The 14910-nt window shown below is 51.9% G+C and carries 16 protein-coding genes and 1 pseudogene; 3 read left to right on the top strand and 14 right to left on the bottom strand.

Translation table 11 applies throughout. The features are described 5' to 3' along the window. Positions 1 to 32 precede the first annotated feature (32 nt). The 3 genes and pseudogenes from tnpA to cysS all read right to left on the bottom strand — a co-directional run. Positions 33 to 293 (bottom strand): annotated as a pseudogene (gene tnpA, locus ACZ41M_RS02550) (IS66 family insertion sequence element accessory protein TnpA); the annotation flags it as partial. Positions 294 to 412: 119 nt separating this feature from the next. Continuing rightward, the gene (locus ACZ41M_RS02545) at positions 413 to 1489 is read right to left on the bottom strand and encodes an IS481 family transposase (RefSeq protein ID WP_464729930.1); all 1077 of its coding nucleotides are present in this window, start codon (positions 1487 to 1489) and stop codon (positions 413 to 415) included. 422 nt (positions 1490 to 1911) lie between these two features. Beyond that, on the bottom strand, positions 1912 to 3336 hold the full coding sequence (gene cysS / locus ACZ41M_RS02540; protein ID WP_464730422.1) for a cysteine--tRNA ligase: 1425 nt from the start codon (positions 3334 to 3336) through the stop codon (positions 1912 to 1914). Positions 3337 to 3450: 114 nt separating this feature from the next. Between cysS and ACZ41M_RS02535 the strand changes: the two genes are divergently transcribed. Together ACZ41M_RS02535 and ACZ41M_RS02530 are read left to right on the top strand one after the other, a co-directional pair. Then, entirely contained in the window at positions 3451 to 3954 is a 504-nt protein-coding gene (locus ACZ41M_RS02535) for a peptidylprolyl isomerase (protein ID WP_464730423.1), read from the top strand. A 5-nt stretch (positions 3955 to 3959) separates the two neighbouring features. Next, the gene (locus ACZ41M_RS02530; RefSeq protein ID WP_464730424.1) at positions 3960 to 4763 is read left to right on the top strand and encodes a UDP-2,3-diacylglucosamine diphosphatase; all 804 of its coding nucleotides are present in this window, start codon (positions 3960 to 3962) and stop codon (positions 4761 to 4763) included. Between the two features lie 3 nt (positions 4764 to 4766). Here the strand turns inward: ACZ41M_RS02530 and ACZ41M_RS02525 are convergent, their stop codons facing one another. The 11 genes from ACZ41M_RS02525 to dcd all read right to left on the bottom strand — a co-directional run bounded on the left by ACZ41M_RS02525 (position 4767) and on the right by dcd (position 13314). Further along, positions 4767 to 5183: a YchJ family protein gene (locus tag ACZ41M_RS02525; protein ID WP_464730425.1), complete on the bottom strand. Its 417-nt coding sequence runs from the start codon at positions 5181 to 5183 to the stop codon at positions 4767 to 4769. A gap of 90 nt (positions 5184 to 5273) precedes the next feature. Further along, the gene (gene argF / locus ACZ41M_RS02520; protein WP_464730426.1) at positions 5274 to 6212 is read right to left on the bottom strand and encodes an ornithine carbamoyltransferase; all 939 of its coding nucleotides are present in this window, start codon (positions 6210 to 6212) and stop codon (positions 5274 to 5276) included. A 56-nt stretch (positions 6213 to 6268) separates the two neighbouring features. Further along, positions 6269 to 7459, bottom strand: coding sequence for an acetylornithine transaminase (locus tag ACZ41M_RS02515; RefSeq protein WP_464730427.1), 1191 nt, complete (start codon positions 7457 to 7459; stop codon positions 6269 to 6271). A gap of 346 nt (positions 7460 to 7805) precedes the next feature. Further along, complete coding sequence (locus ACZ41M_RS02510) at positions 7806 to 8222, bottom strand: organic hydroperoxide resistance protein (RefSeq protein WP_464730428.1); 417 nt, start codon at positions 8220 to 8222, stop codon at positions 7806 to 7808. A gap of 51 nt (positions 8223 to 8273) precedes the next feature. Beyond that, positions 8274 to 8891: a glutathione S-transferase family protein gene (locus ACZ41M_RS02505; RefSeq protein ID WP_464730429.1), complete on the bottom strand. Its 618-nt coding sequence runs from the start codon at positions 8889 to 8891 to the stop codon at positions 8274 to 8276. Between the two features lie 12 nt (positions 8892 to 8903). Then, complete coding sequence (gene nemA, locus ACZ41M_RS02500) at positions 8904 to 10016, bottom strand: N-ethylmaleimide reductase (RefSeq protein ID WP_464730430.1); 1113 nt, start codon at positions 10014 to 10016, stop codon at positions 8904 to 8906. A gap of 207 nt (positions 10017 to 10223) precedes the next feature. Then, positions 10224 to 10814, bottom strand: coding sequence for a TetR/AcrR family transcriptional regulator (locus ACZ41M_RS02495; protein WP_464730431.1), 591 nt, complete (start codon positions 10812 to 10814; stop codon positions 10224 to 10226). Positions 10815 to 10914: 100 nt separating this feature from the next. Next, the gene (locus tag ACZ41M_RS02490; protein WP_464730432.1) at positions 10915 to 11148 is read right to left on the bottom strand and encodes a hypothetical protein; all 234 of its coding nucleotides are present in this window, start codon (positions 11146 to 11148) and stop codon (positions 10915 to 10917) included. Between the two features lie 24 nt (positions 11149 to 11172). Then, positions 11173 to 11838 carry a PAQR family membrane homeostasis protein TrhA gene (trhA, locus tag ACZ41M_RS02485; protein ID WP_464730433.1) on the bottom strand — a complete coding sequence of 222 codons (666 nt, stop codon included), beginning with the start codon at positions 11836 to 11838 and terminating at the stop codon, positions 11173 to 11175. A gap of 134 nt (positions 11839 to 11972) precedes the next feature. Then, entirely contained in the window at positions 11973 to 12728 is a 756-nt protein-coding gene (locus ACZ41M_RS02480) for a cation efflux transmembrane domain-containing protein (RefSeq protein ID WP_464730434.1), read from the bottom strand. Between the two features lie 19 nt (positions 12729 to 12747). Continuing rightward, positions 12748 to 13314 (bottom strand): dCTP deaminase, encoded by a 567-nt coding sequence (gene dcd, locus ACZ41M_RS02475; protein WP_464730435.1) that lies wholly within the window; start codon positions 13312 to 13314, stop codon positions 12748 to 12750. 207 nt (positions 13315 to 13521) lie between these two features. Between dcd and serS the strand changes: the two genes are divergently transcribed. Continuing rightward, complete coding sequence (gene serS / locus ACZ41M_RS02470) at positions 13522 to 14817, top strand: serine--tRNA ligase (RefSeq protein ID WP_464730436.1); 1296 nt, start codon at positions 13522 to 13524, stop codon at positions 14815 to 14817. Positions 14818 to 14910 lie beyond the last annotated feature (93 nt).

The raw sequence follows: 14910 nt of genomic DNA, 5'->3' as shown, positions 1-14910 counted from the left end.
TGGCTACTACACTTTACGAGATGACGCGCTTACTTTTTTGCAAGGCACTCCTTGAGGATGTCGGTGTGCAGCTGGGATTCGGCATAGAGTTTTTTCAGGCGCGTGTTCTCGGCTTCTAAGGCTTTGAGGCGGCTCATGAGGTTTGCGTCCATGCCTGCGTATTTGCTGCGCCATTTGTAGAAGGTGGCACTGCTGATGCCATGCTCACGACACAGTGCGGGTACGGGTACGCCTGACTCGGCTTGTTTTAGAATGCTGGCGATTTGGCTGTCGCTGAATTTGGATACTTTCATGTAAAACTCCTTTGGGTTAGTTTAAAGGGTTCTACTTTTAGGTGCTGGCTTTTTTAGGGGGTATTACCCTACAAGTTCTTTTATCTGTAGTAGCCACGACTTGACCTGACAGACAGTTATTAGGCTGTCGCTAAAACTGACTCGGTTGTCTGAAATGTCCGATTCAGTTGTTTCTCGATAGCGATATGTTTGCTATCTAAAAAAGTTTGCATGGGTGTTTTACCAAAGCAATGCTTCCCTGAGTGGGTTCGTTGCTCGTTGTAATCCAGCACCCATGCGTCCAAGTCGACTTGTAACTCTTCCAAACTGTTGTATATTTTACGCCGAAATGCGGTGGCGTAGAATTCGTTTTGTATGGTTTTGTGGAAACGTTCACAAATGCCATTGGTTTGCGGATGCTTGACCTTGGTACGCGTGTGCTCAATGTCCTCTAAGTCCAAATATAACTGATACTCATGCGTTTCTCGGTTGCCACAGTATTCACTGCCTCGGTCTGTAAGGATGCGTAACAGCGGTATGTCGTGCGCCTCATAGAACGGTATCACACGGTCATTAAGCAAATCAGCCGAAGTAATGGCGTGTTTTTGTTGATACAGTTTGACAATCGCCAGCTTGCAGTAAGTGTCGATGTAGGTTTGTTGATAAATCCGCCCCACGCCTTTAATCGTGCCGACGTAATAGGTGTCTTGCGAACCCAAATAGCCTGGATGTTCGGTTTCGATTTCACCATGCGCTTGTTTCTCTTCGCGAGCACGTTCGAGTGCAAACAGTTGGTCTTCTGTGAGTATGATGCCGTCTTGTGCGATTTTGGCTGATAATGCTTTGAGTCGCTTCTGGAAGGTTTCTAAGTCATGGCGTAACCAAATGGAACGAACGCCACCACCTGAAACAAATACGCCAACTTTGCGTAATTCATTGCTCACTCGGTGCTGTCCATACGCGGGTTTGTCTATGGCGAAGTTGACCACCGCTTCTTCTATTGACGGGTCGATACGGTTCTTGAGTATCGGTTTACGGCGACTGATTTCTTGTAACGCCGCCTCACCTCCGCGCTCATACAAATCTCTAAACCGATAGTAACTGTCTCGACTAAATCCCATCGTCTTGCAGGCTTTTGAGACACTGCCCAAAGTTTGGGCTAAATTGAGCAAACCTAATTTATTTTTGATAATCTTGTGACTTGATTGAGTGTTCATTTCTGACTCCTTTGTTTCCTATATGATAAACAAAACGTCAGATTAAGTCTTAACTAATACATTTTATCATTACAAAAAAAGCCTCTCTTCTATCTTGAAATTGAACATAGTTATGCATACTCCTACCAAAATCAGTGTAGTTTCCAAAGTAATCCCATATTGAGTTTAAATCCATTCCTTCGCAATACTTTGTTATATAGTCAAGCAATATTGGGTTAATCATGAATGCATTTCCTATTGAATTTTAATTTCAACTTTTTCATATCAGATCACAAGGTGTCTTGAATGACCTCTATCGCACATAGGTACGATTAGCGAAGCGTAATCGTACGAGATATATTGCATGAAAACAATGTTCAGTGCTAATCTTGATTTCGCAAACACCATAAAAAAATCCCGCTCTACAGCGGGATTTTGTTCCATCAAAGCCTGCGCCACTCCACCACGCCGCCTGCCTTGTCTTCAATCGCAATGCCCATCTCGGTCAATTGCGCGCGAATAGCATCGGCCTGCGCGAAGTCTTTCGCCGCTTTGGCGGCTTTACGTTGTTCGATCAGCGCTTCAATCTGTGCAACATCAATGTCGCTCGCTTGACCGCCTGCTTGCAAAAATTCGCTGGCGGATCGTTCGAGCAAGCCCAATACACCCGCCAATGATTTGAGCAACTGGGCCGCCGCTGCATCAGCGGTTTTGTTGACGTAATTCGCCAATTCAAACAAGACGGATACCGCAACCGGTGTGTTGAAATCATCGTCCATCGCGGCTTTGAATGCAGTCGCGTGCGGCTCAGACCAGTCGATTTCTCCTACGGTCAAGCCGTCAAACGGTTTGAGTGCGGTATACAGACGAGCCAATGCGGCACGTGCGTCGTTGAGCGTATCCTCGGAGTAATTGAGCGGACTGCGGTACTGCGCGCGCAGAATGAAAAAGCGTACGACTTCGGCATCGTATTCTTGCAGCACATCGCGGATGGTGAAGAAATTACCGAGCGATTTGCTCATTTTTTCATTGTCCACGCGGATAAAGCCGTTGTGCATCCAGTAACGCACAAAGCCATTGGGTTTGTCGTCCGCATCGCAGCCGCAACCCTCTCCGCCGCACAGTGCGCCTTCGGACTGGGCAATTTCGTTTTCGTGGTGTGGGAACTGTAAATCCGCTCCGCCGCCATGAATATCAAAACGCTCACCCAGCAGAGCTTTGCTCATGGCCGAGCATTCAATATGCCAACCCGGACGACCCAAGCCCCATGGTGACGGCCATTTGGTGTCCTCTGGCTCGTCGGCTTTCGCGCTCTTCCACAGCACAAAATCCAGTGGGTCGCGTTTGTCCGAAGCCACCGCGACGCGTTCGCCTGCGCGTAGCTCGTCCAAGGATTTACCGGACAAACGACCGTAGTTTTTAAACCCGCGTACGACGTAGTTCACGTCGCCGCTGTCGGCTTGATACGCCAGACCATTTTTCTCGAGTGTGCTGATCATATCGAGCATCTGCGGCACATATTCGGTCGCGCGCGGCTCATGGTCGGGCTTTTGAATGCCCAGCGCGGTGAAATCTTCGTTCATCGCGGTGATGAAACGATCGGTCAGCGCGCGAATCGACTCGCCGTTTTCCAAGGCACGCTTGATGATTTTGTCGTCAATGTCGGTGATATTACGCACATAAGTCACGTCGTAGCCCGATGCGCGCAACCAGCGTTGCACCATATCAAACACCACCACCATGCGCCCGTGCCCCAAATGACAGTAGTCGTACACCGTCATCCCGCAGACATACATGCGTACGTGTTTGGGGTCGATGGGTTTGAATGCTTCTTTTTGGCGCGAATAGGTATTGTAGATATGTAGCATGATGATGGATGATCTCTAATGAGAAAGAACGGCTGCCCGTCCAAGTTTGAACAATTTGCCCGTCAGTATACTATAATTACGGTTCTTTTTTTAACCCCACACATTGAGGACACCATGTCAAAAGTACGTCTGACCACCAATCTTGGCGCAATCGTGATTGAATTGAACGCTGAAAAAGCGCCTAAAACCGTTGCCAATTTCATCGAGTATGTGAAAGCCGGCCACTACGACGGTACGATTTTCCACCGCGTGATCAAAAAATTCATGATCCAAGGCGGCGGCCACACGGCAGACATGAAGGAAAAAGGCAAAACCCAAGCGCCGATCACCAACGAAGCGGACAACGGCCTGAAAAATGAAAAATACAGCATCGCCATGGCGCGCACCTCTGATCCGCACTCTGCGACCGCACAGTTTTTCATCAACACCAACGACAACGAATTTTTGAACTTCAGCTCGCCAACGCCAAGCGGCTGGGGCTACGCCGTATTTGGCAAAGTGGTAGAAGGCTCTGATGTGGTTGACGCGATTGAACAATCCAAAACCTCGCGTTCAGGCTTTCACCAAGACGTTCCGGTAGAAACCGTGACCATCGAAAAAGCCGAAATCGTCGAATAATCATCATGACGCGCGCATCGGTCTACGAATTGACATTATCCAACAGCCAACGTGGCTGGTGCGCGATTTCCGATTTGCATTTATCGGAGCACATGCCCGAAACCATGGCGAAGTTTGAATGGTTTTGCGCACACATCGCGCCGCAATATGACGCGCTATTTATCCTCGGCGATCTGTTTGAGTACTGGGTAGGCGACGATGCGGCGGATTTCAACCCCGCCGCATTGCGTGTGATTGAGGCGATTCATACTTTGAAATCACGCGGCACGCAGAGCTATTTCATGCGCGGCAATCGCGACATCGCTATGGAGCGAGCCTACTGCGAACGCGCCGATATGATTCTATTGCCCGATCCCTGCGTTTTGACGGATGGCGAACAACGCATCATCCTCTCGCATGGCGATTTGCTGTGTACGGATGACCACGAATATCAACGGCAACGACGTTTTTACACCCATCCTTGGGTGAAAAAAATTATCTTGAAAGCCCCACTGTCATGGCGGGTCAAACTGGTGCAGTACCTGCGTGAAAAATCGCGCCGTCGTTGGCTCAACACGCCCGAACATTTACGCAAACAACGCACGATTGAGCAAAACGTCACCGAATCAGCGGTACAACAATGGCGCGAGCAATACAACGCCACCACCCTCCTGCACGGTCACACACATCGTCCGGGCGAGCATGCTGATGGCGGTTTTACCCGCTGGGTGCTGCCCGATTGGGATTTGGATAATTCGCCCCATCGTTGGGGCTATATGAGTGCGCGCCATCAGCAATTTGAGCTGATAACACACATCCATTCAGACTAAACCTCATTCGGCGAACACGCCATCCACATAAAACCAGCGTCCCATCTCATGCACAAACCGACTGGTTTCATGCAGCCGCTGTGCGCCCTGCCCACCGACTTTATATTTGGCGACAAATTCGACCCATGCCCCATTCGGCAAATCACCATCAATCGCACGAACCACAGTCAAGCCCAGCCATTTTGTCGCACTGTCCTCGCTCAAATCCAAATCCTGTGGCCGTGTGCTCGCATGCCAAGTGCTCAACACATAATCACTCAAACGCAGCACATAGGCGCTATAACGCGAACGCATCAAGGCTTCGGCCGTAGCTGCGTTGACCAAGCCTTGATGCAATGGCTCGCAGCATTGCGCATAGCTCCGGTTGGAACCGCAGGGACAGCTATTTTGCAGCGATTGAGGAGCGCGTTTGGATTTCATCGTAACCACCATCACAGATACACGAATAGACAGATAAAAAATGGGTGAGATTACCGCTCACCCACTGATGTTCATTATTTGACAAGCCACTTACTCAAATCGCCCACGCAGTAAATACTCCATGATTGCTTTTTGTACGTGCATGCGGTTTTCCGCCTCTTGCCACACCACGCTTTGTGGGCCGTCAATCACTTCGGCATCCACCTCTTCGCCGCGGTGCGCAGGCAAACAGTGCATGAATACCGCCTCAGGCGCGGCAGCCGCCATCATCTCGGCAGTAATTTTATAGCCTTCAAACGCCTTTTGTCGCGCTTCGTTTTCCGCCTCATAGCCCATGCTCGTCCACACATCGGTGGTCACGAGATGCGCGCCAGTACAGGCCTGCATCGGTGTGTCGCATACGGTGAAAAACGCCTTGTCTTGTTCGGTAATCATCTTAGGATCGAGCGCATACGCCGCCGGAATCGCCACGTTGAGATGAAAGCCCAATACGCGTGCGGCCTGGATCCAAGTGTAGCTCATGTTATTGGCATCGCCGACCCACGCGACGGTTTTGCCCGTAATGTCGCCGCGCTCCTCGATATAAGTGTAGATGTCGGCAGACACTTGGCACGGATGATATTCGTTGGTCAAACCATTGATTACCGGCACGCGCGAGTGCGCGGCAAAGCGCTCAACAATCTCCTGTCCAAAGGTACGAATCATCACAATGTCGGTCATGCGTGAGACCACTTGCGCCGAATCCTCGATCGGCTCACCGCGTCCGAGCTGGGTGTCGCGGGTGTTGAGAAAAATCGCATGACCGCCCAATTGATGCATCCCTGCCTCGAATGACAAACGTGTGCGCGTGGAACTTTTCTCAAAAATCATCGCCATCGTGCGGTCGTGCAGCGGATGCCAAGTTTCATAGTTTTTAAAGCGGCGTTTGAGTTCTTTGGTACGCGCAAAAATGTATTCGTGCTCCTCTTTGCTAAAATCCTGAAACTGTAAATAATGCTTCACATTTTTTGCGACTTCATCGGCTTTCATTTATCTGGCTCCTTCAAAATAGGGCTTAAATTTATTCAATTACTTCAATGTTTTAGTTACGACAAAAATTCTTTAATCACGGCCGCCAAGCGGCTGACCAATTCGGCGCTCTCGGTGTCGTCAATGACCAACGGCGGCAACAGTCGCACCACGGTGTCATGGGTGACGTTGATCAATAAGCCCGCATCCAGCGCACGTTTGACCAACTCGGCGCACGGACGATCGAGTTCAATCCCGATCATCAAGCCCACACCGCGAAACGATTTGACCGTACCCGCCGCGACTTGCGCACTGAGCGCCTGTGCCAAACCCTCACGGATTGCTTGGCCTTGTTGGCGCGCATTGTCCAGCAAACCATCGGTTTCGATCACGTCCAACGTAGTCAATCCGGCGCACATCGCCAGCGGATTTCCGCCAAATGTCGTGCCGTGCGCACCGACATGAAACACGCCCGTCGCCCGACCAGCGGTCAACAATGCGCCAACCGGCACGCCCGAGCCTAAACCTTTTGCCAGCGTCATCACATCCGGCTTCACACCCTCGATTTGGTGGGCAAACCATTGGCCGGTGCGGCCGACGCCGGTTTGCACTTCGTCCAGCATCAACAGCCATTGATTCTCATCGCAAATCGCGCGAATCTCGGTCAATGCACCTTGCGACAACGCCGACAAACCGCCCTCACCTTGAATCACCTCCAGCATGACCGCTACCACGTCGTTGTCACCTTGCAGCGCACGAATCGCCGCCACATCGTTGAACGGCACGCGCACAAAGCCCGTCACCAGCGGCTCGAAGCCTTTTTGCACCTTCACATTGCCCGTCGCAGTCAGGGTCGCCAGCGTGCGTCCGTGAAACGCTTCGCTCATGACGATGATTTTGGCATTCGCTTTGCCCTGCTGCTGACCATACAGCCGCGCCAGTTTGATCGCACCTTCATTGGCCTCAGCGCCGCTGTTGGCGAAAAACACATGATCCATGCCGCTCAATTGAGCCAGACGATTCGCCAGCGCGTCTTGCTCCGGCACTTGATATAAATTGGATACATGAATCAACTGCGTGACTTGTTTTTGCAAAGCCGCCACCAGTTTCGGGTGATTGTGTCCCAAACCATTCACGGCAATGCCGGCCAGCGCGTCCAAATAGCGTCGCCCCTGCGTATCGGTGAGCCAAACGCCTTCGCCGTGCGTAAACGCAACCGGCAGACGGTTAAATACAGGCATGAGGTGGGTAGCAGCGGCATCAGACATAGTTATTCCACGAGTTTGAATAATAAAAAAAGAAAATGGACGGCTGCTCTGACGAACATCCGCCCATCTAAAGTATCGCCTATGACAGCGGACCATCATAGTGCACCATCACAGCGTTCAATCATAGGGAAAAACCCGCGCAAACGCAAGTATTTAGCGCGCTCAAAGCGCATCGAACGAGAGTTTGAGGCGCGCTGACGACAGATGACGTGCTCCTGACCCATGATAAAAAACCGCTTCGAATCATCCGAAGCGGTTGCCAGAGAATGAGAGAAACACCTGCCGCTCCCATTCATGCCATAGGCTCATTGAAACCCAAGCTGGGGTTCACGGCATGATGGCAGCATCACACATGCGCGGTGATGCGCACATCAATATTGCCGCGCGTCGCATTGGAATACGGGCACACTTGATGCGCCTGATCCACCAACTGCTGCGCCAAGGATTGCTCCATCCCTTCCAAATACACGTCCAAAGCGGCATTGATACCATAACCCGCGCCGACTTTGCCCAGACCAACTTCGCTCTCGATGCGCAAGCTCTCCGGCAATTTTTGTTTGGCTTGCGCTGCAACCACTTTCAACGCGCCGATAAAGCACGCGGCATAGCCCGCTGCGAATAGTTCCTCGGGATTGGTACCGCCTCCCGCTCCCCCCATAGCCTGCGGACGCGCCAATTTCAATTCCAATTGACCGTCTTCGGTACGCGCGACGCCATCACGGCCACCGCTCACCACTGCTTTTGCTGTATAAATTGCTTCCATATCAAACTCCTTTTCTGTTGTTGCTATACATGGAATTATCGTTGAGCAAGCTTACGATAATTGTTTTTCAAACGCATTTGCCTTCAGCCACGACTCATGCGTTTGCAATTGTTGCGCATACTGAGCCAAGTTCGGATAGTGGTGCAAACTATCCGACATGACCAATACATCAATGATAAACGACATCATGATGTCTGCGCCGGTTAAGCGGTCACCGACCAAATAGCGCTTGTCCGCCAAAGACTGATCGAGATACGTCAGCACCTGAGCGCACTCGCCTTGCGCATAGTCCAGCAGATGATTCGTCTGGCAACCATCACGCAATATGAACATGCGCAGCAAAAGCGGCAACATAGCCGAGCTTTCCGCAAAATGTATCCATTGCAAATACGCCGCATAATCCGCCGTTCCACGCGCGGGCGCCAAGCGATCCGCAGCAAAACGATCAATCAGATATTCGGTAATCGCGCCGGATTCGGCCAATACGAAACCATCCAATTCAATCAGTGGCGACTTGCCCAAAGGATGTACCTGTTTGAGCTCCGCCGGTGCCAAGGAAGTTTTGGCATCGCGCTGATACACCACCGTTTCATATGGCTGACCGATTTCCTCCAGCAACCATAAAATTCGCTTGGCGCGTGAACGGTTCAAATAATGCAGTTTAATCATATCCATTTCCTATTATGTGGCGCTTGACTGAGCCAATGTCGGATAATCGGTATAGCCTTTCGCCCCGCCGCCATAACTGGTCGCCTGATCCATCTGATTGAGCGGCGCATCCTGCGCAATGCGCTCCACCAAATCGGGATTGGCAATAAACGCTCGACCAAATGCAACGGCGTCAATCAAGCCCGCACCGATCAAATCTTCGGCCTTCTTCGCATCGTATGCACCCGCACCAATGATTTTACCTGAGTAGTTTACTCGGATATTTTGGCGAAATTGAGTGGAAAGCGGTTCGCCGCCCGCCCAATCCGGTTCGGAAATGTGCAAAAACGCCAAGCCGCGCTGATTCAACTCACCAATCAAATACAGCTGGTCGTCCTCGTTGTTGCCCATGTGCACGCTGTTAAACGAGCCCAACGGCGATATGCGAATGCCCACGTGGTCTTTGTCCCAAGCAGCGATACACGCATCCACCACCTCGAGCATCAAGCGTGCGCGATTCTCGCGGCTACCACCGTACTCATCAGTACGCTGATTGGTGTGCTCAGCCCAAAACTGACTGAGCAAATAGCCGTGCGCACCATGAATTTCAATAAAATCAAAACCGGCTTCGCGCGCACGCACCGTTGTCGCCGCAAAATCCGCCACCACCTGTTTGATTTCATCCAAGCTCGCGGCGCGCGTCGGTGTCGTTTCCGCACGCATCGGCAAACCGTTTTCATCGCGTAAAGAAGTTTTTCCACCCAAAGCCACGACCGAAGCAGAAATCGGCGCTTGACCATCTGGTTGCAGGCTCGCGTGCGACACCAAACCGGTGTGCCACAATTGCACCGCAATTTTGCCGCCCTGAGCATGCACCGCCTGCGTGATCTCCTGCCACGCAGCAACTTGCTCGGCCGTGTGCAAGCCCGGCGCACCGGCGTAGCCTTTGGCCTGCGCCGACACCTGCGTCGCCTCGGTCACGATCAAACCAGCCGATGCCCGCTGCGCATAATAGGTTTTTGCCAATGGCGACGGAATATCGCCCGGCTCAGTCGAGCGCAAGCGCGTCAATGGCGCCATCACAATGCGATTATTCAACTCGCTTTTCCCCAAAGTCAGGGATTCAAACAAAACCTCATGAGCCATATATTTCCTTTCAAATTAGACCAGTCGTCTATAAATAACTGCTAAAAAAGACAAGCGCCTAACGCGATAACTGCAGGGTGATTAACTGCACTCACGTTCAAACACTTGCCACTTCTTGAACCACTCAAAAACCACTCAAAACTCAGTGCGCACTACATCCGCTTGCGCTTGTTCACTTGCCGCTTACCCAATTGGCAACATCATAACTCACATCGCCAAAATCTGCTCGGTGTGGCGCATGGCTGCGGACAGCGGCACACCGTCCTTCGTCAACTTATTGGCCAGACTGGCGCCCAGCCAGAGGTGATACAAATTCTGCGCATCCAATTCAGGGAATAAGCGCGCCGGCAAAGAACCGTCCGTCATCCCCTCGCGCATACACTGCGCGATCAAAGCAATCACGCGGCGATAACCATCGAGCAAAGCTGTGCGCATGGATTCGGACAAATCCGCGACCTCTGCGCTCAGTTTGACCACCAGACATTTTTGCTCGCCCGAGCCGTCCATTTTTTGCGTATCGGCCAAATACTGCCAATACGCCATCAAACGCTCGCGCGCCGAACGCCCGCTGGTGCCGAGCAATTCGCTCAAGCGCGATACATAATCATCGAAATAGCGCTCAATCACCGCATGGCCAAATTGCTCTTTCGACGAAAAATAATGGTAAAACGAACCCTTGGGCACACCCGCCTGCTGCAAAATCTCAGCCAAGCCCACGCCGACAAAGCCCTTCTGGGCAATCAAGCGATGGCCAACGGTCAAAATATGTTCACGGGTGTCGTTCTGTACTGTTTTCATGTCCACATTCTAAAATAGACCAGTCGTCTTGTCAAATACTAAAAAACCGCCCAACAAATAGATACCTCCTGAACGGCAATTTGGCTCGCACTCAACACAATCAATCTGTATGTGTCCCGATGATCTGCTGAACCAGCGCCCAATCACCCACAATATCCTCAGAGCCTTTGAAACGAGATACCTCCATGTGCCCGTCCTCAAATACATCAATTTCCACGCGCTCACCCACCAACGTGAGCGTCACCAAGATCGTATCATCACGATAACGTCCCAAAGTAAAATGAATGCGCGCCTGCTCTAAACGATTAAGCAATTGATACAAAGAATGAGACATAACAAAACACCCTTGAGTTATGGATTATTTCACCACATACAACCCAATCGCCAGCGCATGACACACCGCCGCGCCGAGCACAAACAGATGCCAAATCGCATGGGTGTAGCGGCGATTTTTTGCGGCATAAAAGATCGTTCCCACCGTGTACAGCACGCCGCCCAAAACGATCAGTACCAACGCCGCCGGATCCAGCGCATGCAGCATATCCTTGATAATCAGCACCGACAGCCAGCCCATCCCCAGATAGGCAAGCAAAGAGGCTCGATCGAATCGGTGGACAAAAAACACCTTGAACACAATCCCGGTCAAAGCGATGCCCCACAGCACCCAAAACAGCACCAGCGCCTTGCTGGTGGCCAATCCGATCAGCAAAATTGGCGTGTACGTTCCGGCGATCAACGCAAAAATGGCGCAGTGATCCAGCCGTTTGAGTACCGATTTCGCCCGCGTATTCGATAGGCTGTGATACAGGGTTGAACTCAAAAACATCACGATCAAACTCGCGCCATACAAAGCCAAACCGGTGATTTGAAATCCGCTGAACGACACACTCGAACCAACCGCTTTGACCAGCATCAGCACCAGCGCCACAATGCCGAAGACCACGCCCAAGCCATGCAACAGCGCGTTCAAAAACTCCTCGCGCGGATGATAATCCGAGCCGACTGCCAACCCTTTGGTACTCATTCGTTGCTCCCTATTATTTCAATGCCCACGCATCATCTGCGCCACGTGCATGTGACGCATTCATGCTACGCCCGAATTCGTCAGAATTCATGCAGAGATCGGATAATGGATGGGGAGAAAAAGGAGGATAAACCTCACTCCGATGGCGATGATTTCGCCTCGGAACAGCTTGACGCGCAGCACTTCTGTGCTGAACCACAGTCCGATGTGGTGTCGGCTGGAGTGCTCGCAGCGCAACGATCGCTTGATGCCATATCGGTTGGCATCTCTTGCATCAAAGGATCCGCCAAAGCAATGCGCTGCTCTTGCGCCGCCTCGCGCAGAATCCTTAGCCCACCGCGCAATACCACCCACGCAATGATAAAACCAATCAATAAGTCGGGATAACGACTGCCCGTCAGCCAAACCAACGCACCTGCAAGCACCACGCCCAAATTGGCGATCACATCGTTTTTCGAGAAAATATAGGACGCGCGCATATGCACGCCGTCGTCTTGATGCTTGGCAATCAAACTCAAACACAGTCCATTCGCCGCCAACGCGACCAATCCGACCACCATCATCAGAGAACTCATCGGCTCACTGCCAAACCACGCCTTGCGCAGCACTTCGAACAGCACCCACAGCGCAAGTACGATTTGCACCATACCGCTGCTGCGCGCCGCCTTGATTTTCAAGCCCGCGCTTTTGCCTACGGCGTACAAACCGATGCCATACACCGACGCATCCGCCAGCATATCCAGTGAATCAGCGACCAAACCAGTGGATTGCGCCCACAAACCGAGGCTCAACTCGAACGCAAACATCACCGCGTTGATCCACAATACGATCCACAGCGTTTTTCGCTCCGCCGCATTGCGCGCGGTCATTTCGCAGCCACAGCCGGACATAGTGAGCCTCTAAGAAAATTTACATGCGTGGCACAACCACGCCGGTTTGCCCTTGATATTTGCCGCCGCGATCTTTGTAGGAGGTTTCGCATTCTTCGTCGGATTCAAAGAACAACACCTGCGCGCAGCCTTCGTTGGCGTAGATTTTGGCGGGCAGCGGTGTTGTGTTCGAGAACTCCAGCGTTACAAAGCCTTCCCATTCGGGTTCAAACGGCGTGACGTTGACAATGATACCGCAGCGCGCATAGGTGGATTTGCCCAAGCAAACCGTCAATACGCTGCGCGGAATGCGAAAATATTCGACTGTGCGCGCCAAAACGAAGGAATTCGGCGGAATGATGCAGGTGTCGCCCACATGCTCAACAAAGCAATTCGGGTCAAAGTTTTTCGGGTCGATGATGCTGCTGTTCACATTGGTGAAAATTTTGAATTCGTTGGCGCAACGGATGTCGTAGCCATAGCTGGAAGTGCCGTAGCTGACGATGCGTTGGTCATTGATGTAGCGCACTTGATTCGGCTCGAATGGCTCGATCATGCCGTGCTGCTCTGCCATACGGCGTATCCATTTATCGGATTTGATGCTCATGATGCTCCTTATTCAGTGGGGTTGCCATCGGTGGCAAATCGTGTTCTAAAATCATGCGCTATGATCATGCGGCTCATGTGGTATTGGCGCGCATTGTAGCACATTTCCCCCGCGTATCTGCTAAAATCATGCTTTCACCCCGCCCTGTTCGCGTCGGCTGACGCGCCCAGAGGTCTTTTAGGACTTACCTTTCGATTCGGATACATCATGTTAGACATACAATTATTGCGTAAAGATATTGACACCGTGGCTCGCCGTTTAAAAACGCGCGGTTTTGAGTTGGACACGGAGACGTTTAACGCTCTCGAAGCGCAGCGTAAAGCGATTCAGGTGAAAACCGAGGAGTTGCAATCGCAGCGCAATAAATTGTCCAAAGAAATCGGCGTGCGCAAAGCGCAAAAGCTCGATGCATCGGACGTCATGGCGCAAGTGGCGGGGATTGGCGATGAACTGAAAGCCTCTGCCGAGCAATTGGACGGCATCCAAACACAAATGCGCACTCTGTTGCTGAATCTGCCGAATCTGCCGCACGAATCCGTGCCTGTCGGTACGGATGAGACGGATAATCAAGAGGTCGCGCGCTGGGGCGACACGCCGAAATTTGATTTTGAGGTGAAAGACCACGTTGCACTGGGCGAAAACCTCGGCCTGCTGGACTTTGATATGGCCAGTAAATTGGCTGGCTCGCGTTTCAGTTTCATGCGCGGCGGTTTGGCGCGTCTGCACCGCGCATTGGCGCAGTTGATGTTGGACACCCACACAACGCAGCACGGCTACACCGAATGCTACACGCCGTATATGGCCAACGCCGACAGCTTGTACGGCACGGGACAACTGCCGAAATTCAAAGAGGATATGTTCTGGGTATCCAAAGGCGGAGATGAGGACGCGCGCGAGCTGTACCTGATCTCGACCTCGGAAATCACCCTGACCAACACCGTGCGCGACGTGATTTTGGATGCGGATCAATTACCGCTCAAATTGACCGCGCAAACGCCGTGTTTCCGTTCCGAAGCCGGTTCTGCCGGTCGCGACACGCGCGGTATGATTCGCCAGCATCAGTTTGAAAAAGTGGAAATGGTGCAGATCGTTCACCCCGAAAAATCCTACGAGACACTGGAAGAAATGCGCGGCCACGCGGAAAAAATCTTGCAAATGCTGGAGCTGCCCTATCGCGTCGTCGCACTGTGCACCGGCGACATCGGCTTTGGCGCAGCGAAAACCTATGATCTGGAAGTGTGGGTTCCGTCACAAAACACCTACCGCGAGATTTCCAGCGTGTCCAACTGCGAAGCCTTCCAAGCGCAACGCATGCAGGCGCGCTTTAAAAATTCGCGTAACGAATCGGGCAAACCTGAATTGGTGCATACCTTAAATGGCTCTGGCTTGGCGGTCGGTCGTACCTTGGTCGCCCTGCTCGAAAACCATCAACAGGCTGACGGCTCCATTCGCATTCCGGCGGCGTTGCAACCGTATATGGGCGGATTGACCGAGTTACGCTGAGTTTGGGTGGTTTTTAGCTGATTAAATCGTGCCACGCCTTGCGCGATGGATGCGTCATGTAGCTTTTTCAGCACGTTTTCAGTACGATGGTCA

The organism is Puribacter membranae, from assembly GCF_055380425.1.
This window is presented reverse-complemented; position numbering and strand designations above follow the sequence as displayed.

What these genes read in the sequence shown, in the direction of transcription:
- argF (WP_464730426.1), bottom strand. Translation starts at nt 6,212, where the DNA reads ATGAAAGCCGATGAAGTCGCAAAAAATGTGAAGCATTATTTACAGTTT.
- ACZ41M_RS02525 (WP_464730425.1), bottom strand. Translation starts at nt 5,183, where the DNA reads ATGAAATCCAAACGCGCTCCTCAATCGCTGCAAAATAGCTGTCCCTGC.
- ACZ41M_RS02545 (WP_464729930.1), bottom strand. Translation starts at nt 1,489, where the DNA reads ATGAACACTCAATCAAGTCACAAGATTATCAAAAATAAATTAGGTTTG.
- cysS (WP_464730422.1), bottom strand. Translation starts at nt 3,336, where the DNA reads ATGCTACATATCTACAATACCTATTCGCGCCAAAAAGAAGCATTCAAA.
- ACZ41M_RS02505 (WP_464730429.1), bottom strand. Translation starts at nt 8,891, where the DNA reads ATGATTAAACTGCATTATTTGAACCGTTCACGCGCCAAGCGAATTTTA.
- ACZ41M_RS02480 (WP_464730434.1), bottom strand. Translation starts at nt 12,728, where the DNA reads ATGTCCGGCTGTGGCTGCGAAATGACCGCGCGCAATGCGGCGGAGCGA.
- ACZ41M_RS02530 (WP_464730424.1), top strand. Translation starts at nt 3,960, where the DNA reads ATGACGCGCGCATCGGTCTACGAATTGACATTATCCAACAGCCAACGT.
- trhA (WP_464730433.1), bottom strand. Translation starts at nt 11,838, where the DNA reads ATGAGTACCAAAGGGTTGGCAGTCGGCTCGGATTATCATCCGCGCGAG.
- ACZ41M_RS02535 (WP_464730423.1), top strand. Translation starts at nt 3,451, where the DNA reads ATGTCAAAAGTACGTCTGACCACCAATCTTGGCGCAATCGTGATTGAA.
- ACZ41M_RS02510 (WP_464730428.1), bottom strand. Translation starts at nt 8,222, where the DNA reads ATGGAAGCAATTTATACAGCAAAAGCAGTGGTGAGCGGTGGCCGTGAT.
- ACZ41M_RS02495 (WP_464730431.1), bottom strand. Translation starts at nt 10,814, where the DNA reads ATGAAAACAGTACAGAACGACACCCGTGAACATATTTTGACCGTTGGC.
- nemA (WP_464730430.1), bottom strand. Translation starts at nt 10,016, where the DNA reads ATGGCTCATGAGGTTTTGTTTGAATCCCTGACTTTGGGGAAAAGCGAG.
- ACZ41M_RS02490 (WP_464730432.1), bottom strand. Translation starts at nt 11,148, where the DNA reads ATGTCTCATTCTTTGTATCAATTGCTTAATCGTTTAGAGCAGGCGCGC.
- ACZ41M_RS02515 (WP_464730427.1), bottom strand. Translation starts at nt 7,459, where the DNA reads ATGTCTGATGCCGCTGCTACCCACCTCATGCCTGTATTTAACCGTCTG.
- dcd (WP_464730435.1), bottom strand. Translation starts at nt 13,314, where the DNA reads ATGAGCATCAAATCCGATAAATGGATACGCCGTATGGCAGAGCAGCAC.
- serS (WP_464730436.1), top strand. Translation starts at nt 13,522, where the DNA reads ATGTTAGACATACAATTATTGCGTAAAGATATTGACACCGTGGCTCGC.